The organism is Micromonospora sp. NPDC051141, from assembly GCF_044455765.1.
GTDB lineage: Bacteria > Actinomycetota > Actinomycetes > Mycobacteriales > Micromonosporaceae > Micromonospora.
Window position 1 is genome coordinate 108,291 of sequence record NZ_JBITFD010000017.1, and the last position, 20,321, is coordinate 128,611.

Annotated in this window: 15 protein-coding genes; 4 read left to right on the forward strand and 11 right to left on the reverse strand. The window is 69.7% G+C overall.

The window, feature by feature from the left end; all coding sequences use genetic code 11:
- Window positions 1–261: 261 nt before the first annotated feature.
- From ACIA6B_RS27540 to ACIA6B_RS27550, 3 genes are all read right to left on the reverse strand, one after another.
- The gene (locus ACIA6B_RS27540; RefSeq protein ID WP_396777679.1) at window positions 262–1,389 is read right to left on the reverse strand and encodes an FKBP-type peptidyl-prolyl cis-trans isomerase; all 1,128 of its coding nucleotides are present in this window, start codon (window positions 1,387–1,389) and stop codon (window positions 262–264) included.
- A gap of 106 nt (window positions 1,390–1,495) precedes the next feature.
- Window positions 1,496–2,590, reverse strand: coding sequence for a hypothetical protein (locus ACIA6B_RS27545; RefSeq protein ID WP_396777681.1), 1,095 nt, complete (start codon window positions 2,588–2,590; stop codon window positions 1,496–1,498).
- A 290-nt stretch (window positions 2,591–2,880) separates the two neighbouring features.
- Window positions 2,881–4,899 (reverse strand): hypothetical protein, encoded by a 2,019-nt coding sequence (locus ACIA6B_RS27550; protein WP_396777683.1) that lies wholly within the window; start codon window positions 4,897–4,899, stop codon window positions 2,881–2,883.
- Window positions 4,900–5,511: 612 nt separating this feature from the next.
- Between ACIA6B_RS27550 and ACIA6B_RS27555 the strand changes: the two genes are divergently transcribed.
- Complete coding sequence (locus ACIA6B_RS27555; RefSeq protein ID WP_396777685.1) at window positions 5,512–5,964, forward strand: nuclear transport factor 2 family protein; 453 nt, start codon at window positions 5,512–5,514, stop codon at window positions 5,962–5,964.
- Window positions 5,965–6,040: 76 nt separating this feature from the next.
- Window positions 6,041–8,965, forward strand: a complete 2,925-nt coding sequence (locus ACIA6B_RS27560; protein ID WP_396777687.1) for a TIGR03767 family metallophosphoesterase — start codon at window positions 6,041–6,043, stop codon at window positions 8,963–8,965.
- 118 nt (window positions 8,966–9,083) lie between these two features.
- On the opposite strand, the gene ACIA6B_RS27565 is transcribed toward ACIA6B_RS27560, so the two are convergent.
- The 6 genes from ACIA6B_RS27565 to ACIA6B_RS27590 all read right to left on the reverse strand — a co-directional run bounded on the left by ACIA6B_RS27565 (window position 9,084) and on the right by ACIA6B_RS27590 (window position 17,233).
- A complete protein-coding gene (locus ACIA6B_RS27565) occupies window positions 9,084–10,865 on the reverse strand; it encodes a tectonin domain-containing protein (protein ID WP_396777689.1) in 1,782 nt (593 codons plus the stop codon).
- Between the two features lie 88 nt (window positions 10,866–10,953).
- Complete coding sequence (locus ACIA6B_RS27570) at window positions 10,954–13,050, reverse strand: tectonin domain-containing protein (protein ID WP_396777690.1); 2,097 nt, start codon at window positions 13,048–13,050, stop codon at window positions 10,954–10,956.
- Between the two features lie 299 nt (window positions 13,051–13,349).
- A complete protein-coding gene (locus tag ACIA6B_RS27575) occupies window positions 13,350–14,996 on the reverse strand; it encodes a hypothetical protein (RefSeq protein ID WP_396777692.1) in 1,647 nt (548 codons plus the stop codon).
- A 65-nt stretch (window positions 14,997–15,061) separates the two neighbouring features.
- A complete protein-coding gene (locus tag ACIA6B_RS27580; RefSeq protein ID WP_396777694.1) occupies window positions 15,062–15,919 on the reverse strand; it encodes a tetratricopeptide repeat protein in 858 nt (285 codons plus the stop codon).
- A gap of 84 nt (window positions 15,920–16,003) precedes the next feature.
- The gene (locus ACIA6B_RS27585; protein ID WP_396777696.1) at window positions 16,004–16,165 is read right to left on the reverse strand and encodes a hypothetical protein; all 162 of its coding nucleotides are present in this window, start codon (window positions 16,163–16,165) and stop codon (window positions 16,004–16,006) included.
- Window positions 16,166–16,519: 354 nt separating this feature from the next.
- On the reverse strand, window positions 16,520–17,233 hold the full coding sequence (locus tag ACIA6B_RS27590) for an MBL fold metallo-hydrolase (protein ID WP_396777698.1): 714 nt from the start codon (window positions 17,231–17,233) through the stop codon (window positions 16,520–16,522).
- A gap of 307 nt (window positions 17,234–17,540) precedes the next feature.
- On the opposite strand from ACIA6B_RS27590, the gene ACIA6B_RS27595 reads away from it, so the two are divergent.
- Window positions 17,541–18,041: an SRPBCC family protein gene (locus ACIA6B_RS27595; RefSeq protein WP_396777699.1), complete on the forward strand. Its 501-nt coding sequence runs from the start codon at window positions 17,541–17,543 to the stop codon at window positions 18,039–18,041.
- Window positions 18,031–18,600: a TetR/AcrR family transcriptional regulator gene (locus ACIA6B_RS27600; protein ID WP_396777701.1), complete on the forward strand. Its 570-nt coding sequence runs from the start codon at window positions 18,031–18,033 to the stop codon at window positions 18,598–18,600. The genes ACIA6B_RS27595 and ACIA6B_RS27600 overlap by 11 nt, the downstream gene beginning before the upstream one ends.
- Window positions 18,601–18,912: 312 nt before the next feature.
- On the opposite strand, the gene ACIA6B_RS27605 is transcribed toward ACIA6B_RS27600, so the two are convergent.
- Both ACIA6B_RS27605 and ACIA6B_RS27610 read right to left on the reverse strand, forming a co-directional pair.
- The gene (locus ACIA6B_RS27605) at window positions 18,913–19,452 is read right to left on the reverse strand and encodes a hypothetical protein (protein ID WP_396777703.1); all 540 of its coding nucleotides are present in this window, start codon (window positions 19,450–19,452) and stop codon (window positions 18,913–18,915) included.
- Between the two features lie 61 nt (window positions 19,453–19,513).
- Entirely contained in the window at window positions 19,514–20,080 is a 567-nt protein-coding gene (locus tag ACIA6B_RS27610) for a hypothetical protein (protein WP_396777705.1), read from the reverse strand.
- Window positions 20,081–20,321: the final 241 nt, after the last annotated feature.

The window sequence follows — 20,321 nt, forward strand, 5'->3', positions numbered from 1 at the left end:
TCGGCCGCCAACCGCGGCCACGGCCACGCGGTCGGTTCGCGCCTCGTATCCATACAGTCAAACCGCCGAACCCGCTTGCGCCTGGAGGAGATCAATACCACTTGGCCCCCGCCGTCCCGGCGTTGACGCCGTGGAAATTCTACGCCGATCCGCGTCTGCCCGACCGACGCAGACCATCCTGGATACCATTCAAAGGGTCGAACATGCATCAAAAGCCCATCGACTACCGGCCGGTCACGAAAGGCCCGTCAGGTGCTGCCGTCAGCCAACGACCGCATACCTGCCGGCGTCGGCCAACTGTTCGGCCGACAGCACGTCACCCCTGCCATCCCTCAGCACGACCATGTTCATCAGATGGGCCAGTGCCCTGCCCCGCCGCGCCGCACCCGCCTCGGCGGAGGCCGCCGACGGCGCCTGCGGACCGGACTCCGCAGACTCGCCGAACGGTCCGTCGAAGCCCTGTTCTGCGGCGATGACATCGAGCAGCATCTCGGCCTCCGTTCGCCTGGCGATCGCCGCCCGCAGCACCGCATCGACGTCGTCCTCCGCCATGTCCTCGGCTGCCAGGTAGTCCTCGAGAGCCACCCCGAGGGCACCCAGCGAGTGCGAGATGTGCCGCTTCTGTTCGTCCAGCAGCCGCTGCACGAGGTCGTCCGGGGCCGTGATGCCGGCCCTCGCGGCCGCCAACGCCACCGCCTTGTCGTAGGTTGCCGCCCGGTGCCGGGCGGCGGCCCGCGCCGCCAGCCGCCGTGCCAGCGCCGAGCGCAGCTCGTCGAGGGTCTGAAAGTCACCCATCACGCCGGCGAAGGCGTCGTTCAGCTCCGGCAGGCTTCGGCTGGACACCTGCGTGACCGTGACGGCCAGCTCGGCCGCCTGCCCGCGGTGCCGGCCACCGACAAGCGTCGTCGTGAAGGTGGTGGCCTCACCGGCACCCATGCCGAGCAGCGTGTCGTCCAGCCCTTCGAGCGCATGCCCCGCACCGACCTCGTGCACCACACCACGCCACTCGCCCCGCTCGATGTCGCGCCCACCCACGGTGGCGCGGAGGTCGACGGTCACGAAGTCGCCACTGCGGGCCGCTCGGTCCAGCGGTGTCAGGATCGCCGCGTGCTCGCGAAGATGGGCCAGATACCCCTCGACGGTCCTGTCGTCGGGTATCGCGTCGACGGTGACCTCGAGCCCGGCCAGTTCGGGCAGCGGGACAGCCATCCGAACCTCGGCCGTCACGCTGCCCTGCCCGGCCCCGTCCACGTGGATGTCGGGCGGACGGCACAGCGTCAGTCGCCGATCGGCGAGCAGGTCGCTCAGGTGAGCGCGGATCGCTTCGGGCTCGGTGTAGGGCACCATGACCCGGATCGCCCTCGCGGAGAGCCATTCGACGGTGCTCATGGCAGACACGTCCTCTCGTGAGATCTCTGACGCTGTGCCATTCGCACGTCGCCTTACTGGACGCGTTCCCTCGCGTTCCAGCGCGGCGGCACGACCCTTGGCGCTGTCACCCGGCTTGGATCCCGTAGCGGAGTACGAGGAGGATGAGGACCGCGGTGACAACGCCGGTGGCGATGAGGTCCGTCAGCGCGATCCGCTGGGCGACGGACCTGAGCACCGTCCTCCTCCGACGGCGCGGGACCGGGCGGACCGGCACCGTCGGTCGAGACGGGGCCGCCGAGGGCCGGGCGGCCGGGCGACCGCGCGCCTCGGGTGCCATCACCGCCACGCGAGCCCGCCCGGCGTTCTGCGGGACAACGATTTCCTGCCGATAGGGGCCGGAACTGCGGTATCCAGGAGCGGCGTTGTCACGCTGGGCCGCCGCCGCAGGGGGACGGTTCCCTGCATGCGGGGGTGTCCGCACCGCTCGGCCGACAAACCCCGCGGCCGCGGTCAGGTCGGCCTCCCACGTGCGAGCAATGCGCTCAGCGGCGAGCGTGCGTAGGCCGGCGTGGATACCCTCAGCCCCGGCCGCCGACTCGGCGGCGGTCGCCGAGGCGCGCAGCGACGCCGCCGCATGCCGGTCCGGGCACAGTGCGCTGATCTCGCGCAGCAGGCGGGCCCAACCTCGCGCGTCTTCGTCGGCGCGAAGCGCGGTGCCGGCGAAAGCGCGGGCGAGACCGACCTCTAGCAGCATCACCTCACCCGAGGGAGCGATGCTGACCGAATCGAGGTGCAGACCCCCGTGCGACAGGCCGTCGGCGTGCAACGCACCGAGCGTACGGCCCGAGGCGGCGGCGACGGCGATCGCAGCCGGTCCCGGGATTCCACCGGCCGCCGTCGCCAACCGCGCGAGGGTCGGGTGGGGTGGCGTGTCCGTGATCAGCCACATCTGCTGCTCGTCGTACAGGCAGTCAACAACCTTGACCAGTCCCGGGACGCGAGCGGCCACGATCTGACGGACCTGCGCGGTCACGCGGAGGGCGAAGGCCGGATCGGCCGGCGGCACCTCTCTCACCAGCAGACCCTCGTGCAGCGAGCCGGAGGTGCTGGCGAGCGGATACCACGACCCGAGGCGGCTCTCGCGCGGCGGTCCCACGAGCGAATACCGCTGCTCGGTGATCCAGTTCAGTCGAACTGTCGGTGGTTCATGCGTCTGCATCGGTTCTCCTCACAGGAAAGTCTCCGAGGTGTGCGGCGCTCTTGCGCGCGCACGGGTCGTCGTAGGGGTGTGTGGGGCCTCAGTGACCCGTCAGCTGAACTTCAGCGGGCTCTGGGACCGTTCTCGCAACCCGTAAGAAGGCGGCGTGGCGATCGATGACAGCTGAGCGACGGCGTCTCTGCCGGGGACATGCCGAACGGCGAGCAACCTCCCCCCGTTCTCGCCGTTCCCGCCAGGAGCGTGAGACACCGAACTACGGCATATTCGGTCCTCACGCTCCTGGCGAACTGTCACCTCGGCATGTAGCAGCAGCGCATGCCGGTCCGCACATAGGAACGAAGATGGTCACCGATCACCGGATCCACGGCGGTTGCCTGCATGACCGCACGCCTGATCGCCTTGCCGACCGAGATGCGCGCGCGTTCGGCGGCGTCGGCGAAGCTACGGGTACGCCCGCCCAACCCGGTCACCGCCGCCAGCTCCTCGATGAGCCAGCCGCGCTCCGCCCTGGCCCGCTCGGCCCGGACGAGGTCGTTGTGCGCCTCATACTCCGCGATGGCGTCGTCGAGTTGGGACAATCTGGCCTTGTACGCGCGCTTCGCGGCCTCGTCGAGGACAGGTTGCGAAGAGCCGGTCGTCAGGCTGCCGTTGAGCGAATCCGCCGCGGTGCCCGGACCGGCGGCCAGTTCCACCGCGGATATCTCGAACCCGGGGTTGGCGATCAGACTGGCGAGATAGGTCATGCCCTTGCTGGCGTCCAGCACGGCCGCCCGGTCGCCGAGGTGCAGATGCCAGCGCAGCCCGCGGCGCTCACAGCTGAGCACCGGCGCAGCCGCCCTGCCGGCGTCCGCCGCGGGTCGCCGGGAGATGTGCTCGGTCGACCGAGGCAGCGGCATGGCCAGCTGCTCCGCTTCCTCACGAGCCTGGTTGAGCAGTTCGTGAGCCCGGGAGTGCTCGCCCTGTCGCCACAGCGCCTCGGCCAGCCGGGCGCGCGACAGCAGCGCCGCCGGCCAGTGCTGAAGCGCGTGGTTGGCGTGCACGGCCGCCTCGAGGTGAGCGACCGCCTGGTCGCCGTGTCCCATCGTCAGTGACGCGACGCCGAGCGCGTGTTCCGCCGATCCGAAGCACGCGATCCCCATGCTCGCCATGATCGGGAGATGGCCGAACGGCCGTAGCTGGTCGTAGGCGGCGGCTGCCGTCTTCGTGTCGCCGAGCAGATTCGCCGCCTCGATGACGCCGTACATGGTGGCGAGCCAACTGCTGGTCATCGGGAGCTGGCTCCATGAGGCGCCCGCGAGCCGGGCCAGCGAGCCACGGGCGAGCCGCTCGTCGCCGGCGCTGGCAGTCGCGACGGCGAGCGCCGCCAGGTGTGAATTGTCGACGGTGCTCAGCAGCGGCGAGTTGACCAGTTCGCGCAGCGTGGGGATCAGCTCCGCCAGGTTGCCCCGGTACCAGTTGACCGCGATCATGTGGGCTCCGAACCAGCCGATCGAGTCGATGTCGCCCACCGCCTGCCCGGCTTTCGCGCAGGCGTTGGCGCGTTCCTCCGCGGCCGCGAGGTCGCCGGAGCGAATCGTTCGCATCACCTCCATGGCCTGCACGATGAACCCGACCGCCGCATGTGGCCGCTCCTGCAGCATGCCCTGTAGCTCCCGCAGCGACCGTTCGGCGTGACTGTCGGCAGCGAGCAGCAGGTTCGACGTACGCCACAGCAAGCCGATCAGCAGGTCGCCGCGCCGCCCGGTGCGCAGGCTCGTCTCGATCAGTTCCTCGACGAGCCGCGTGCGAAGGTGGGCCTCATGGGGACCCATCACGCAGTGGTGAGCAAGGCTCAGCGCCTCCGCCAGCGCCACCGGATCCTGCAACCGTCGCGCATGCTCCACCGCAGCGAACACCCGCTCGTGCGTTCCTTCGCGGTAGTCGGCTTCGGCGGCCAGCCGGGCGCGCAGCCGAACCGCGAGCGGTGAGTCGTCGTCCACCAGATTCAGTGCGCGGCGCAGGCGCAGCTCGGTCAGCGCCGCCGTGGCCGCGCCGCGGTGCTCGTGCACCCAGAGGCCCCCGTAACCCACGGCGGCCAGCGCCTGACTCGGACCGTCCTGCTCGCGTTCGGCCGCGGTGAACGCCCGGTCGAACCATTCCCGGCTGGCCTGGAGGTTGCCGTCGTGGTACAGGGCACGCGTCCCGTTGACGAGCGTCGCGTGCAGCTCGTCAGCGACGGGACGGGGTTGTGTCGGGAGATGGCCGGGCGCCGCGGCGAGGGCCAGACGGCTGCGGTCGGCCAGCCGGGACGACGGCAGACGGGCGATCACCGGAGGTCCTCCTGCAAGTGAGGGTGATACATCAACAGTCCGTTCGGATGGTGCGGGCGATCGGTAGACGCGGAGCGGAAGCCCAACCCGGGGGGCAATGAGGAGGCTGCGGACAACCGCTTCAGGGCGCAGCCGCGGGGACCCGGCCCGCGCGGGTCCCCGGGCCGGCGACCCGGCGACCGTCACGCCGGGCAGATCGACGTCAAACAGCTCTTGCGCTCACGGTTGTTGGCCGCTGGCAGTCATGACGTGTGCGCGCGCCGGGCTGAGGCCGAGGTGATGGTACGTCTGCGGTGGTGCCATGAGGATCTTCTCCAGCGGTGGAGTCGCGGCCGCCCTCACGAAATCCCCGAGGAAGGGATCTTCCCGGGCCGGCCCACGATCATTATTTCCATGCACCCTTGCTCAGCACGCTGAAGTCGCGCTGACGTACCGCTGAGGGGAATTCGACCCTGATGGGCGCTTCATGTCCGGCTGTCCCGAAGTCGGGGCAGCGCGCCATGCCGCTCCGCCCGGGACAGGCGACCTGGAACCGATGAGCTCTGGGCGTTCCGACTCGTTCCGGCCGCAACCTCGCACGCCCCAGCCGCCACCGCCCTACAATCCCGGCAGTTGCCCGTCAGCCGGAGGATCGACATGACTCCCCACGTATCGCCGCAGCCCGATCCGTCCGGTCCGACCGACCTCGACCTCGTACGTCGGATCTACGCCATGCTCGGCTCGGCGGGGGCCGCGGCCGCCGGCGCGACGACCGCCCACCCGGACATCAGCGTGTACCAGTCTGAGCAGTTGCCGTGGGGCGGCCGCTACACCGGCCGCGAGGGCTTCCAGCGCTTCGCGCAGGCTCTGGGCAGCGCGCTCGACAGCCGCGTGGAGATCGAGGAGCTCTACCAGGCGGGCGACCGCGTCGTGCAGAGCGGTCGGGCTCGCGGTGTGGTGCGAGCGACCGGCAAGCCGTTCGAGGCACGTGAGGTGCACGTCTGGCGGATCCGCGACGGCCTCGTGATCAGCCTGGACATGTACGTCGAAACCGAGCCGATTCTCGAAGCGCTGCGCACCGACTGATCACCCACCGCCCCGCTCAGCGGAACAGGTTGGAACGCACTCCGAGCCGACGCATCGGCAACACTCGGAGGAAAACGTGCCCCTGTCCCGTCGGAATCTGCTCGCCGTTGGCGGCCTGGGGGTGATCGCGGCCGCGCTGGACCCCCTGGGAATCCTGCGCCACAATGGCGCCCCGGCTACCGCCGCGAGCACCCACGAGGTCGTCACGACTCTCACCCGGACCGTCTCATACCTCGTCACCGAGGATTACCACCCTGTCGCCGAAGGTCCCGGGGAACCTCACGTCGTCCGCGACGATCTCGCCCTCTACCCGCAGCCCGGCTACAAGCGACCACTCATCGCGTTCGCGCAGGTGAGCGACATGCACATCATCGACGACAAGTCGCCGGTGCGGGTCGAGTTCCTGGACGCCCCCGACGACGGTCACCAGTGGGGCACCGCCGGCGCGTACCGGCCGCAGGAGATGCTCTCGGCACACATGAGCGACGCCGCGATCCGTGCGGTGCAGAAGTTCGGCAAGGGTCCGGTCACGGACCTGCCGTTGGCGTTCACGGTCGTCACGGGCGACTCGATCGACAACTCCCAGTACAACGAGCTCCGCTGGTACATCGACCTGATGGACGGCAACCCCGTCCGTGCGAACTCGGGCTCCCCCACCAAGGAGGAGGGCGTCTCCGGCGACCAGTGGCCGCCGCTGCTCGACTACTGGCACCCCACCATGCGCGCGTACGAGGAGGCCCACGGCACGCTCGACCGCTACTATGTGGGTCACGCTCCCGGCTACACGCGCGTTTTTCCCAGCCTGCCCAGCCTCTTCACCAACGCGCGTCGGGAGTTCCAGGCGCACGGCATTCGCATGCCGTGGTACGCCGCCTACGGCAACCACGACGCCCTGGTCCAGGGCAACGCGCCGAAGGACACCCCGGGCCTCGGCTTCCTGAGCGCCATGGCGGTCGGTGACCGGAAGCCGACCAAGCCCCGTGCACCGCTGCCGAGCGAACCCAGTATCGGGTTCGGCGTCCAGCTCCTGTGGGACGGCCTCGAGAGCGAGGGGGTGACGCCGGATCCCGACCGGCGTCTCCTGGAGCGGGCACAGTTCGTGCAGGAGCACTTCCACACCACCGGCCTACCGGTCGGACACGGCTTCACGCAGGGCAGCGACCTGACGTACTACGAGATTCCAGCCCTCGCCGACGACCGACTGCGGTTCCTGTGCCTGGACACCAGCCGGACGCAGTGGCCCGGCCCGGACGGCGCCATCGACGGCGACCAGTGGCAGTGGCTCGTCTCGAAGCTGGAGTCCTACAGCTCGCGCAATCTGAAGTTGTGGCTCCCCTTCCAGCCCATCGACGGTCCCGGGCAGCGGATCACGGTGCAGACGCGCCCGAACGTGGACGACAAGCTGATCGTCGTCTACTGCCACCACACGCTGGACACCATCTCCAACGACTTCGACTATCCGACCGGCACGCCGTTCATGAACGGCGACCAGCTGCGAAGTCTGCTCCTGTGTTACCCGAACGTCATCCTGATGGTGGACGGGCACACGCACACGAACCGCATCCTCGCCCACCCCCGGCCGCCGGCGGCTCGCCCGGACAGCAGTTGGCGAGGTGGCTTCTGGGAGGTGACCACCGCCTCCCACATCGACTGGCCCATCCAGAGCCGCCTCATCGAGGTCGCCGAACAGGCCGACACCATCTCGATCTTCACCACGATGATCGACATCGACGCGCCGCTGCAGAACGGTGGCGATCTCAGCAGCCCGGCCGGTCTGGCCTCGCTGGGCCGGGAGCTGGCCGCCAACGACCCGCAGGCCAAGCTGGAAGACGGCAAGCTCGCCCGGGAGGGCACGCCCGCGGACCGCAACGCCGAGCTGCTGGTGAAGGCACCGTTCCCGATGACTCCCGCCTACGGATCCCCACTGGCGGCCGCGCCCAACACCTCCGGCGTGCTGGAACTGGTCGCGGTCAACCGGCGGGACGAGGTCGTGCGCGCCACCCAGACCCCCGGCGGGTGGTCCCCGTGGGCTCAGTTCGACGGGGCGCTCCGCTCGGTCACCGCCGTGCAGACAGCCGCGCTCACCACCCAGATCTTCGGCATCAACCGAGGCGGGGAGCTGTTCAGCCGCGCCCAGCGCACGACCGGCGGCTGGAACGGCTGGGTGAAGATCGACAGCGTGCCGCTGACCTCGGTCGCCGCAGGCTGCAACGGCGACGGTCGACTCGAACTGATCGCCACCGACGCCGACGGCCAGATCTGGCAGACCACCCACACGAGTCCCACCGACACCACCTGGAGGCCGTGGGCCCGGTTCGACGGCGAACTGCGTCAGGTCACCATGACCCGGCTCAAGGACAAGCGGCTGGCACTGTTCGGCGTCAACGCGGCGGGCAAGGTGTGGCACCGCTGGCAGCAGCCGACCGGCGGGTGGTCGAGCTGGATGGATCTGAGTCTGGGCACCCCGGTGGCCTCGGTCGCCGCCGCCGCCAACGGCGACGGACGTCTCGAACTGTTCGGCGTCGACCGGACGGGCGCCATCCTCCACCGCTACCACACCAGCGCCACCAACCCCACCTGGACGAGCTGGGAGCCCTTCGGCGGGGTGATCGGCACCATGAGTCACCTGGCCGCGACGACCACGACGGCCGGAACGATGGAGGTGTACGCGACGGAACGCACCCGGGCGGAGGGCACCGGCCAACTCGGGACGCTGTGGCGGCGCTACCAGACAAGCTCGGGGTGGTCCGCCTGGACCCGGATGGCTGAGCCGGTGGGGCAGTCGGTCACGGTGCCGAACATCGTCGGGAAGATGCTCATCGACGGGAAGAACGCCCTGCTGAGCGTGGGCCTGCTGTTGGGCGCGCAGGCGCCGTCGTCGGTGCCGGACCGGTACGACAGCGGTCGGGTGCTGTCCCAGAACCCGAGGGCCGGCGAGCAGGTCCTGGGCGGCACGGCGGTGAGCGTCGTCTACGGCGAGTACGCGGGCGGAAGCCGCTAGACCTCACGCACGTCCTGCCGCGGGCCGCTCCCCCTTCGGGGAAGCGGCCCGCGGTGCGTGGAACCGAGATGAGGGCGGTGGGGTCCTCCCGGCCCCACCGCCCTCGGATCCTCAGCTGCTACAGGCCGCTGCCGGAGTTGTAGAACCTCACCTCGACGTCGTCCTCACTCACGAGGTCGTTGTCGAGCACCAGCACGGCGACGTCCGATTCGGCTCCGCTGTCCCACTCGTAGCGGCCCAGCGTCAGACCTTCGATCTCGTCGTCGTCGGACGGGTCGAAGTCGACCACGCGACGTCCGCCGTACGCGCCGTTGGCCAGGTCGTAGGCGCTGATGTCGAAGGTCGCGTTCGACGTCAGGTACAGGTGGCCGCCGGCGGAGATGTGGCCGCCCTGCACCTCCTTGATCTCCCGAGACAGCGGGATCGACCGCAGCCAGCGGTATCCGTGGGCCGGGTCGTACACGTTGACCCGGTCGACGACCTTGATGGGCTGGTCGCTGCGCCCGAACGCCGAGCTGTAGAGCAGACCGTCCCGTGGATTGATCGCGACCCAGGGAATCGAGGTGCCCTGCGGCCGGTAGCCGTCCGCGCCGAGCGGGCCGATGAAGTCCGTACGCATCGTCTCCGGATCGACCACCCACACGTTCGCCGGTTCCACGGCCACCACGATCCGACGTCGCACCGGATCCCAGACCGGCGGACCCAGGTGGTTACCGCCGTTGGCGGGCAGCGCCAGGTAGCCGACGACCCGATCGTCACCCTGCGGGAAACCCGGCCCGAACTTGTAGAGCCGACGGTGATCGGAGTCGTTGCTGCCGACGTACCAGTTCACACCGTCCGTGGTCAGGCCCTGCGCCTCCTCGGTCCAGTCCTCGTTGCTGAAGTCCACCGTGGTCGTCGCGCGCCAGTTCGACGGGTTCGACATCGGCGGCACCGGCGGCGCCGGCGGCAGGTCGCCCTCCAGGGCAGCCCACGCCGACCAACCGCCGGCATCGCTCTGCCATCGGTGCCAGACGTCGCCCTGGGCATTGACCCCGATCAGCTCGATGCGACCGTCGTCGCGGCGATCGGCGGCCACCGACTGCAGGCTCCCGTCGAGCGTCGCCCACGCCGACCAGTTGTTCGCCCCGGCGGTCGTCTGCCTGCGCTGCCACAACTCGTCGCGGCTGTTGGTGCCGACCAGCACCAGCGAGCCGGCGCGGTCGCGCGCGACCGCCAGCGACGCCAGCGTGCCGTCGAGTGAGGCCCAGGCCGACCAGCCGGCGGCCTGCTGCCAGCGGTGCCAGATCTGGCCCTCGGCGTTCAGCCCGAACAGCTCCAGGCGGCCGTCCGCGTTGGCCTCCACCGCCACGGACCGCAGCCCACCGTCCAACCGGGCCCAGGGCGACCACGTCGTCGACCCGGCCGCGGTCTGCCACCGGTGCCACACCTGGTCGTTGGTGTCGGTGCCGAACAACTCCAGGCGGCCGTCGGCGTTGCGACCCAGGGCCAGCGAGCGGTACGTGCCGTCGAGCCCGGACCACCCCGACCAGCCGTTGCCCGCCTGCCGCCGGTGCCAGACCCGGCCCTCGGCGTTGACACCGAACAGCTCGACGCTGCCGTCCTGGTTCGCCTCCGCCGCCATCGAACGCAGCGTGCCGTCCAGCGACGACCACGCGGTCCACGCCTGCGCGTCCGAGGCGGACTGCGTGCGCACGCTGAGGCGGTCGGTGCCGTCCCTCCCGAACAACGTCAGCCGGCCGCTCGCGTCCCGGGCCACGGCCAGCGTGCCGTGCCCGAGAACCCGGTCGGTAGCGGCGTGCGTGGCAGCCGGCACCATGGTCACCGCAGCGGCCAGGACGGTTACCGCGCCCAGGACCAGCGACCCGAGGCGACACGACTCTCGGATGGACTTCCTCACCCTGTCTCCCTTTCTAGAAACGCATGGAGAGCTGACCCGGAGCCACCCCGGCGGTCCCGGCGCGACTCCGGGCCAGCCCGGAACGTGGTCAGCCCACGGTGGGGTGCACGGTTCCGTTCGCCGTCACGTCGCAACGGCCGTCACCGTTGCGGTCACCGAATGCCGTCACCCTGTCGGCCGTGATGGTGGACTGGCGCAGGTGGTGCCAGCCGAGGGTCGCGGACTGGTACCACCAGTTCGCGCCGGACGCCAGGAAGGTGTCGTTGGTGCCGTCGCCGTCGAAGTCGCAGACATTGGACCTGGTGCCGGTCGTCGCGCTGAACCCGAAGGTGTTGGCCGAAGCGTGCAGTCCGGTTTCGTTCTGCACCATCGCCGCGTCGTCGAGCGCGTTGCCGAACTCCTGCCGGTGCGTGAAGACGTTGTTCGACACGTACATGCCGATGCTCGGCGTACCGCGCAGCTTGATGCCGGTGCCCGCGCTGTAGAGGATCGTGTTGTACCTGATGTCCATGAACTCACCGGCGAGTCCGCAGTTGAAGCTACTCAGGCCGCACGAGTCCCGGGCGTGCATGTCGATCATGTGGGTGTGGTAGACGTCGGTGTTCCAGCCGCCGTTGGGCAGGACCAGGTTGTTGTACATGCGGTAGCCGCTGCCCTCGCGGCCGTCGCCGGCCACCGCGTGCCGGTTCCAGTCGAACACGTTGCGTTCGATGAGGGCGAAGCCGCCGTTGCGCACCGCGACGCCGTACCCGCCCCCGTGACCGCCACCGAAAATGTCGCCGGTCTGGTGCTGGTTGTGGTGCATGTAGTTGTCCACCACACGGACCATGCTGACGGGGTCGTCGTCCTTGCCGAGCCGCCCCTGGCCGTCGTCGACCAGGACGGTCGAGCCGCGCCAGCCGTACAACTCGCTGTGGTCGATCTGCACGTTGCGGCTGGAGAAGATCCGAATGGCGTCGCTGTCCTCCTCCTCGGTCTCCGCGGGCTCCTCACCCTGCCCGCCGTCGAGGCGGATGCCGCTGATGCGGACGTTGTCGGAGGTCACCTGGGCCGGGTCGTGCCCCAGTTGGAACAGCACCCGGGGGAAGGACGTGGTGAACAGGCGGGGACCGCGCGGGTGCACCGAGGTGTCGCCGAGGATCTGCACGCCGGCCGCGATACGGATGAACTCGCGGCCGCTGAGGTCCAGGTTCACGTCGCCGACGATCTTGATGATCGCGTGGGGAACGGTCACCGCGTTCGCGAACAGCTCGGCCTGGGTGTCGTGGGTGATCCAGTACAGCGGGGCGAGGTCACCCGCGAGCGTGGTGAAGTCCGACCAACCGTCCTGCTGCTGCACGCGCACGAGGCTCTCGCCCGCGCCGTTCATGACGACGTGCGCGATCCGCCCGTTCGCGTCCGCCTCCGCCGCCATGGCGCGCGCCTGGCCGGGCACCGAATCCCAGCCCGTCCATCCGGCGCCGCCCCTGTCGATCTGCCGGCGGTGCCACATCTGCTCGGCCGCGTTGGCCCCGAACAGCTCCAGGCGGCCGTCCGCCGCCTTCGCCACGGCCAGCGACGTCAGCGTGCCGTCGAGCTTGGCCCACGCCGACCAACCGGCGGGGCGGGTCTGCGCGCGGTGGAAGATCTCCCCCGCGTCGTTCAGGGCGAACAGCTCGACCCGGCCGTCCTCGTTGGTCTCCGCTGCGACGGTCCGCATCAGGCCGTCGTTGAACAGCGCCCACGGTCCGAACGTGTGCGACCCGGCGGTCGTCTCGGCCCGATGCCAGACCTGGCCCAGGTTGTTGGTGCCGAAGAGTTCCATCCGGTTGTCCTGGTTGCGGGCCACGGCCAGGGACGTCAGCTCGCCCTCGATCGAGGTCCAGGGCGACCAGCCGCCCGCGGGAAGCTGCCATCGGTGCCAGATCAGGCCCTGGTCGTTGATGCCGAACAACTCGACGTGGTTGGCACCGTTGCTCTGGGCAGCGACCGAGCGCAGTGACCCGTCGAGTTGGCTCCAGCCGCTCCAGGCCGAATTGGGCCCGGACTGCCAGCGGTGCCACACCCGGTCGGCGCCGTCCGTGGCGAACAACTCCATGGCGCCCAACGCGTTCCTGGTCAGCGCCGGCGTACCGAGGTCGAAGCTGATCGGCTCGGCGAGGGCCGGCGGGGCGGGCGCGGCGACCACCGACACGGCGGTCGCCACCACCATCACCGCAGCCGCGGCCCAGCCCGTACACCGTCTTGCCGACCGTGCCGAGCCACGGACCCTTGCCCGCAGACTTGTCATCGTTGCCTCCTTGAGCCCGGCGGGCGTCCACGCGCCGCCGGCTGTTGTGCCTGTCTCAGGGACGGCGTGACGAGGCCCTCGGAACACTGTTCCGAGGGCCTCGTCACGGTTGTCCTCGCTCACCCACCCGACGTTCCATCGCGTTCCTTGGCGGCGGGTGCCCAGACGGGCGTCGGGCGTCGCCCGCCGAGGAAGGTCAGGCGGTCGGGCCCGACCTAGGGTCTGATCTTGAGACCGTTGTCCAGCGCGGCCCAGCCACTCCAACCGGAGGCGGTCTGGTGGTTACTGGACACCTTGCCCGCGGCGTCCACCGCGAACAGCTCCACCCGGCCGTCGGCGTTGGACCCGGCCGCGACGCCGTAGTAGGTCCCGTTCAGCTGGCTCCAGGACGACCAGCCGTTGCCATCGGCGCGCTGCGCCCTGGTCCACAGCATCCCCTGCGCATTGGTGCCGAAGATCTCCAACCGCTGCTGCGCGTTGCGAGCCACCGCGACGGTCTTCAGTGTGCCGTCGAGCCGGTCCCAGTTCGACCAGCCGCTGGGAAGCATCTGCCAGCGGTGCCAGACTTCGCCCGCCGCGTTGAGCGCGAAGACCTCCACGCGGCCGTCGCCGTTCGCCTCGGCGGCCACGAAGCGAGCGGTCATCCCCAGGGTCGACCAGTTGGACCAGTCGCTGGTCGTGTTCCTGGTGTTCTGCCAGCGGTGGCTGACCTGGCTGTCCTGGTTCGTCGCGAACAGCTCGAGGCGACCCGCGCCGTTGCGCGCCACGGCGACGGACGTGAACGGACCACCCAGCGACGCCCAGGCCGACCATCCGCTCGTGGTCTGCCAGCGGTGCCAGAGGGTGCCCTCCTTGTTCACGCCGAACAGTTCGAGCCGCCCGTCGTCGTTCTTCTCCACGGCCATGGACCTGAGCTGCCCGTCGAGCTGGGACCAGGCGTTCCAGGTCGCCGATCCGGGCTGCTGCTGCGCGCGGCAGTGCACCGAGTCGTGGATCGAGGCGCCGCACAGCCGGACGAGGCCGTCGCCGCCGGCCGCCGCCGCGATCGAGGATCCGTTGGCCGGGCCGGGGCCCCGCAGCGAGGCCAACACCGCACGCGAGGTCGGGTAGCTGCTCACCTCGACGGCGCGGTCCCGTGCCTTGCTGTAGTCGAACGCCGGAAGCGGATCGCCGCGTCGCAACTGCGTGGTGACGACGTCGTAGCCGTCGTGGTTGAAGGCGGTGCAGCGCAGTTGCACCTCCACCGGCTGCGGATTCGGGTCGACGGGCCGGTCGCCCCACAGCGGCGTCGCCCCGCACGTCGGTTCCAGCCGCTCCATGTTGCGCTGGTTCGCCGCGACGAGTTCGTCCTTGAGCAGGTTGGTGCTGAAGCCGGCGTTCGCCCGGGCGAACAGGGCGATCGGTCCGACCGTGTTCACCGCGAATCCCATGACATCGACAGCGGCCCGGTTGTCCACCACGTTGATGTACGCCCTGGCCTTGGCCACACAGTCGGTCGCCTGGACAGCGAACGCCTGGGCGTTGTCGGGGCTGAGCGCCTCGAGGTCGGCGAACGTGATCACCGCGTTGCGGGTGCAGGTCTCCACGTCGGCCGCCGCGATCTCACCGATCTCGTCGAGCACCTCGGCCACCTGCTCGCCGACCTGGGCGATCGATGCCTGCAGCTCGTTGACCGCCTGTTCGAGCGTCATCTCGTTGCCCAGCAGGGTCTTGTAGACGTCGTACGCGGTCTTCGCGTAGCCGGCGTACTTGCCGTACTCCTCAAGCTTGTCCAGGGTGTCCGCCCGGGCGGGCTGAGCCACCGTGAGCGCCACCATCGTGGCGACCACCGCCGTGGTGACGCGACGTGCGCCTCTTCGCACTTCCGACGATTTCACGTGTACCTTTCCGAGGTTTCTGCATGGGTGATGCCGGTGACGGACGTCCGTCACGCGGTGTTCGGTCGTGGACGACGCGTTCCACGGCGTTCCTCTGCTGCCGGGACCTCGGCTGGCAGCCGGGCCAGTTTCCGCACGCATGCGACGTAGGTCGCCTGCGACGACTGCACCTGGGGTCGCAGGATCGACACGGCCCAGGTGAGCAGGGGACGCACGCCGTCGAGGTCGCCCACCGCCTCACGACAGAGGGCAAGGTTGTAGAGGGTGGGAGCGAGGTCAGGATGGTCTTCACCCAGGCAGGTCACCTTGATGCTCAGCGACTCCTGCAGAGTGTTGCTCGCCGCTGCGGCGTCGCCCTCGCGGAACATCAGGGACCCCAGGTTGTGCAGCGTGACGGCAACCTCGTGATGCGCGGGACCGTACTCGCGGCGGTGGTGTTCGAGGCAGCTTTCGAGCAGCCGTCTCGCCTCGTTCCACGAGCCGCGATCGATGAGGATCGCCGCCAGTGCCGCGTCGTCCGCGGCCAACGCCCGCCTGTCGACCTGCGTCTGGCCGGTCCGGACGGCGATGCCCAGCCGCGCCAGCCGCTCGGCGCGTCCCAGGTCCCCTCTGGCGTACGCCACTCCGGCCTGATTGTGCAGCACCGCGGCGAGGTCACCCGTCCTCGTCGGCGGCCTGGACAGGAGTGCGAGCGACCGGTCGTAGAGGTGCTCCGCCTCGTCCAGACGACCGAGATACTTGAAGAGCATGCCCAGCTCGTTGAGCAGCACCACAAGCAGGTCGCGGTCACCGGAGCCGGCCTCGAGCGCCTCGATCGCGGCGGACGCCGTCGAGGCCGCCGAGGCGTAGTCGCCCTCGGCCGCCTGGCGACGCACGGCGCGCAGCGCGTTGTCTGCCTTCTGATCCACGGCTGTTTCCTCGGCAGGCCGCGTATGACGACGTGCCGGCGGACCAGGTCCACCGGCACGTCGACGTGCACGGCGCTTGGGCCGCTAGGCCTGTCCGGGTGGCCCGGCCGGGTGCGGGCCGACGTAAAGCCCACCGGCGGCGGTCGGCGCGGCTTCGGTGGTGTCGCCGGCCGATACGGCCACCGCGCCGATCGCCAGGGCCAGGGCGGCGACGCCGGTCAGCACCGCCAGGTACATCCTCGTCATGACTTCATCTCTCCTCTGCTGTCGAAATCGGTTACAGCAGGACCTGGTTGTGGTTCTGACCGCAGGCCCAATCCGGGCACGAGTCTCGGAGGGCCTGCGTCCCCGCCTCGACGGGAGAGGTGTCACCCACATAGGCCGCGACTGCGCTCGCTCCGAGCAGCGCCGCGAGAATCAGGAGGCGGGGGAACCGCCTCACCCTGTCTTCGGCGGAGTGCGGTGGCGTCTTCACTAACGGCTCCTTCCAGGCACGTTGCGTCTCGCGGGTATGCCGTGCCGGTCCGTTCCAGCTGGTTCCCCACCGGCGTCCGGTCCGTCGGTGCGCGGATGCGCGACTGCGCTACGGCCTGGTCCCGGTCATCCCGGGCGGCGATCGCCGAGCTGCGTCACAGCAGCGCGCAGCGGAGCGGACGCCCCGTGGGTCAGCGGCTCCCCGTGCCCGAAGCAGGCGATCTCGACATCCAGGTCGGCCTGCCGCCTCATGGACTCGGCCGCCTGCTCCGGATCGACGTTGAACACCCCGAGGATCACCGTCCCGTCGGGTAGTCGCGCGATCGTGTCGCCGGTGAACAGGACCCTTGACCGGGGCAGATGGAAGGAGACGCTGCCCGCGGTGTGTCCGGGCACCGCCACCGCGACAGCCGGCTCACCACCGAGATCGATGACGTCACCGTCGTGCAGCCGGTGGTCAACCACCACCGGGGCGGCGGGTTGCGGGGGCTTCCCGCCGTGGACCTCGTCCCAGAGGCGCTGTTCCCAGTCGGTCAGCAGCGGCGGCCGGACCTGCTCATGACCCTCGAGCACCGGGGTGTCCGCCTGGTGGGCGTAGACCGTCACGTCGGTCCACGTCGTGATCTCCGCCGCCGAGCCGGCGTGGTCGACGTGATGATGCGTCAGGAGCAGGCGCCGCACGTCGGCCGGTCGGTGACCGAGGCTCTCGATCCCCGCCGCGATGGCGGGTGCCGACCCCGGAACCCCGGAGTCGATCAGTGTCAGCCCGTCCGCACCACGCCACAGGTACGCGTGACCCACGGGAAAGCGGAACATGTAGAGATTCGGAAGCAGTTGCATGACGTCCACAACCGGCGACGATATCTGTACGGACCTTTACCGACAAATGCGAGTATCCCTTCTCGGATTACCGCGAACGAAAGCATCGATCGGCGAGAGCCGAACCCGTCGGACGGAACGGCGTGGAACAGGATGGAACGCGGCAAGGACAGGGTTCGTGTCGATCATTGCGATCGGGATGATGCGTCGGCCCCCGTTGTGGGCGGGTGCCCGACGACAATCCGTGGACTGCGGCCGTCCCCGCGATACGCGAAATTGCCCAGCTCCCCGTCTTGCCATTAGCGAAAGCGCATGTACCATCTGGTACATGAATTATGGAGAAACGATCATCACCACGGCGAAGACCGCAGCCGCCTGGGCGGCGGTGGCGGACGTGACGGGCTGGCCCGAATGGACGGCCTCCATGACGGAGGTGGTGCCGCTCGACCGGCCGACACTGGGCCTGGGCAGCCGGTTCCGCATCCGCCAACCCGGCTTCCCCACGACCGTGTGGCGGGTCCACGACCTGCAACCGGGTGTGTCGTTCGCCTGGGAGACGCACGCGCCAGGGGTGCACACCTTCGCCTATCACCGGGTGGAGGCCCAGCCCGACGGAACGACCCGGATCAGCATCGGCATCGAGCAGAGCGGGGCCCTCGCCTGGCTGGTCGGCGTGCTGACCGCGTCGCGGACGCGACGGTACCTGCGGATGGAGGCGGCCGCGCTGAAGGCGGCTGCGGAGTCAGGGACCATCCCGTCGCCCGCCCCGACCGACGAGGCCGCCGGGGACACCATGACCGAAGGGGCACGCCGCACCGGTGGCCGGTGATGCCCGGGAGTCGCTGCTCGACCGCTGCGTCAATCTTCTGAAAAAGGGCGGGTTCAGCCAGCTCAGCCTCCGCGAGATCGCTTCCGGCGCGGGCACGAGCCATCGCATGCTGCTCTATCACTTCGGCAGCCGGGAGGGCCTGCTCACCGAAGTCGTCCGACGCGTCGAAGCGGAGCAGCGCGCCGCGCTGGCGGCCCTCGCCGCGGAGCTTGACGACCCGGTCGAGGTGAGCCGCCGCTTTTGGCGGCGCCTGGCCGACCCGGCCCTGGCGCCGGCGGAGCGGCTGTTCTTCGAGATCTATGCGCACGCCCTGTTCGAGAAATCCTGGACCGACCCATTCCGCGCCTCGGTCATCGCCGCCTGGGCGGGCCCCGTCGAGGAGTTGTTCACCCACTTCGGCTGGGCCGGCCCGGAGGCCAGGCGGCGGGCCCGGTTGAGTCTCGCCGCGACACGTGGCCTGTTGTTGGATCTGCTGATCACCGGCGACCGGGACGTCCTGGACGCCGCCGCCGAACTGTTCGCCGAGCTCATCACGGCACGGCCGCCGAACGGGGCGTGAGCCCGCAGGTTCCGGTGAGCGTCCGCTCACGCCCGAGCCGGTTACGGCGCCCCGAGCCGCGGCACTCCGACCGGTGCTTCCTCCCCATCTCGTTGCCGATGGATGACCCGCCGAATCGTGCCCTCAGCGGCTGCCCGCGTACAGGTCCTGCCATCGCCACAGCCTGACCCGCGAGATGGGCATCCGCCGGGGCGGACGCCCATCCACCGCAGTTGCCTGACCATCCTGGCGATCCGGGGCAGCCAGAGCCCTAGCCGAACGACGATGCGGCCAGGCCGTACACAGGAAGCCGCATGGCACGGACGGCCGTGGTCAGCCCTCCCACTCCTCGAATTGTCCCCAGCCCCAGTCGACGCCGTACTGCATCTGACCGACCAGGTAGGCACCCCTCGTCAGGTTGAGGATCCGCTGACCACACTCGTGCGGCACGATCCGCCACTCATACACAGGCGTGGCCGACCACACCAGATTGATGCCCCACTCGCGCACGCCGTACTTCAGGTAACCTCCCCCCGGCATGTAGATCGCAGCATTCGTCTCCGGGGTGACCCAGCCGTCACCAGGCAGGCCCTGGCCGAGCACGGTTACCCGCGACTGCGGCCACTCGGTCGAGATGATGTTGATTCCCTTGGGCTGGCTGCCGTACTTGTAGGCGTTGTCGCCGGGCCCCTCGCTTATTCTCATGGGCCCGTAGCCCCCACTCCAGGTGGGAAGGCCGTGCCAGTACTTGCCATCTGCCGCTTCGCAATAACCGGGGCCGTAGCTGCCGGCCGCCCTCGCAGGCACGGCGGGCAGTGCGGCGGCCACGGCAACCACCGCCACGGCCCCCCACCGCTTCAGCGCCATCATCACGCTTCTACTCCTATAGTTCCGTCACCATCCGACGATCTGCCGGTGAACAAACACACCACTCCTAGTACCGGACGGGCCCGGGACCCCACCGCAGCATCGGCCCCTCGCCGGTGTCCGGGCCCATCGCCAGGTACGCATCAATGGACGCATCAGGCGTGCCGATGTTGTGAACCAGTTGATCGCCGGACGATCCGGCCGGCTCGATCAGCCACTCGTACACGGGGGTGCTGGACCAGACCAGCCCGATGCCCCACTCCCGGGCGCCGTGCTTCAGATATCCGCCGCCGGGAAAGTACAGGGCGACCCTGGTCGTCGGCGTGATCGGCGCATCACGGGGAAGCCCCTCGCCGTACACATAGATCTGCGACCTCGGCCAGTCGGTCCACCCGATGTTGATCCCATATCTACGGGTCTCATAGTGCAGCGAGTCGTCGTTCTTGTATGCCTGTCGGGCAAGGTTTCTCATCGGCCCGTAGCCCTGGCTCCAGGTGGGAAGGCCGCGCCAGTGGTAGTCCAGGTCCGAGGCCGTCCAGGCCGGCCCGACCACTGGCGCTTCGGCTGCCGTGGCTGCCGGCTGCGTCACCGCGAGCAGGGCCACTGCAACGGCCGCGGCCAAGCCCAGTCGCATTCTTCTCATAAGATCCTTCCAAGGTTTCGTCACCCTGCTCCGAGGACGTTCCAGGCCGTTCCGTGACGCGCCCGGTGGTCCTCATCGACACCGCTGTGCCGGCTCGAGAATCGGCCGCCGTCGACCCCCCACTCGATGTCGTCCTGCCGATCAGACGGACACCCGGCCGGAGGTTTCCTCACCCGCTGCCGAGTGCCTCGGTGGGAGGCATGCGGGCTGCCCGAACCGCTGGGTAGATGCC

Excerpts from the sequence above, each read along its gene's own strand:
- ACIA6B_RS27595 (WP_396777699.1), top strand. The coding sequence starts at position 17,541 with ATGAATTATGGAGAAACGATCATCACCACGGCGAAGACCGCAGCCGCC.
- ACIA6B_RS27545 (WP_396777681.1), bottom strand. The coding sequence starts at position 2,590 with ATGCAGACGCATGAACCACCGACAGTTCGACTGAACTGGATCACCGAG.
- ACIA6B_RS27610 (WP_396777705.1), bottom strand. The coding sequence starts at position 20,080 with ATGCGACTGGGCTTGGCCGCGGCCGTTGCAGTGGCCCTGCTCGCGGTG.
- ACIA6B_RS27540 (WP_396777679.1), bottom strand. The coding sequence starts at position 1,389 with ATGAGCACCGTCGAATGGCTCTCCGCGAGGGCGATCCGGGTCATGGTG.
- ACIA6B_RS27585 (WP_396777696.1), bottom strand. The coding sequence starts at position 16,165 with ATGACGAGGATGTACCTGGCGGTGCTGACCGGCGTCGCCGCCCTGGCC.
- ACIA6B_RS27590 (WP_396777698.1), bottom strand. The coding sequence starts at position 17,233 with ATGCAACTGCTTCCGAATCTCTACATGTTCCGCTTTCCCGTGGGTCAC.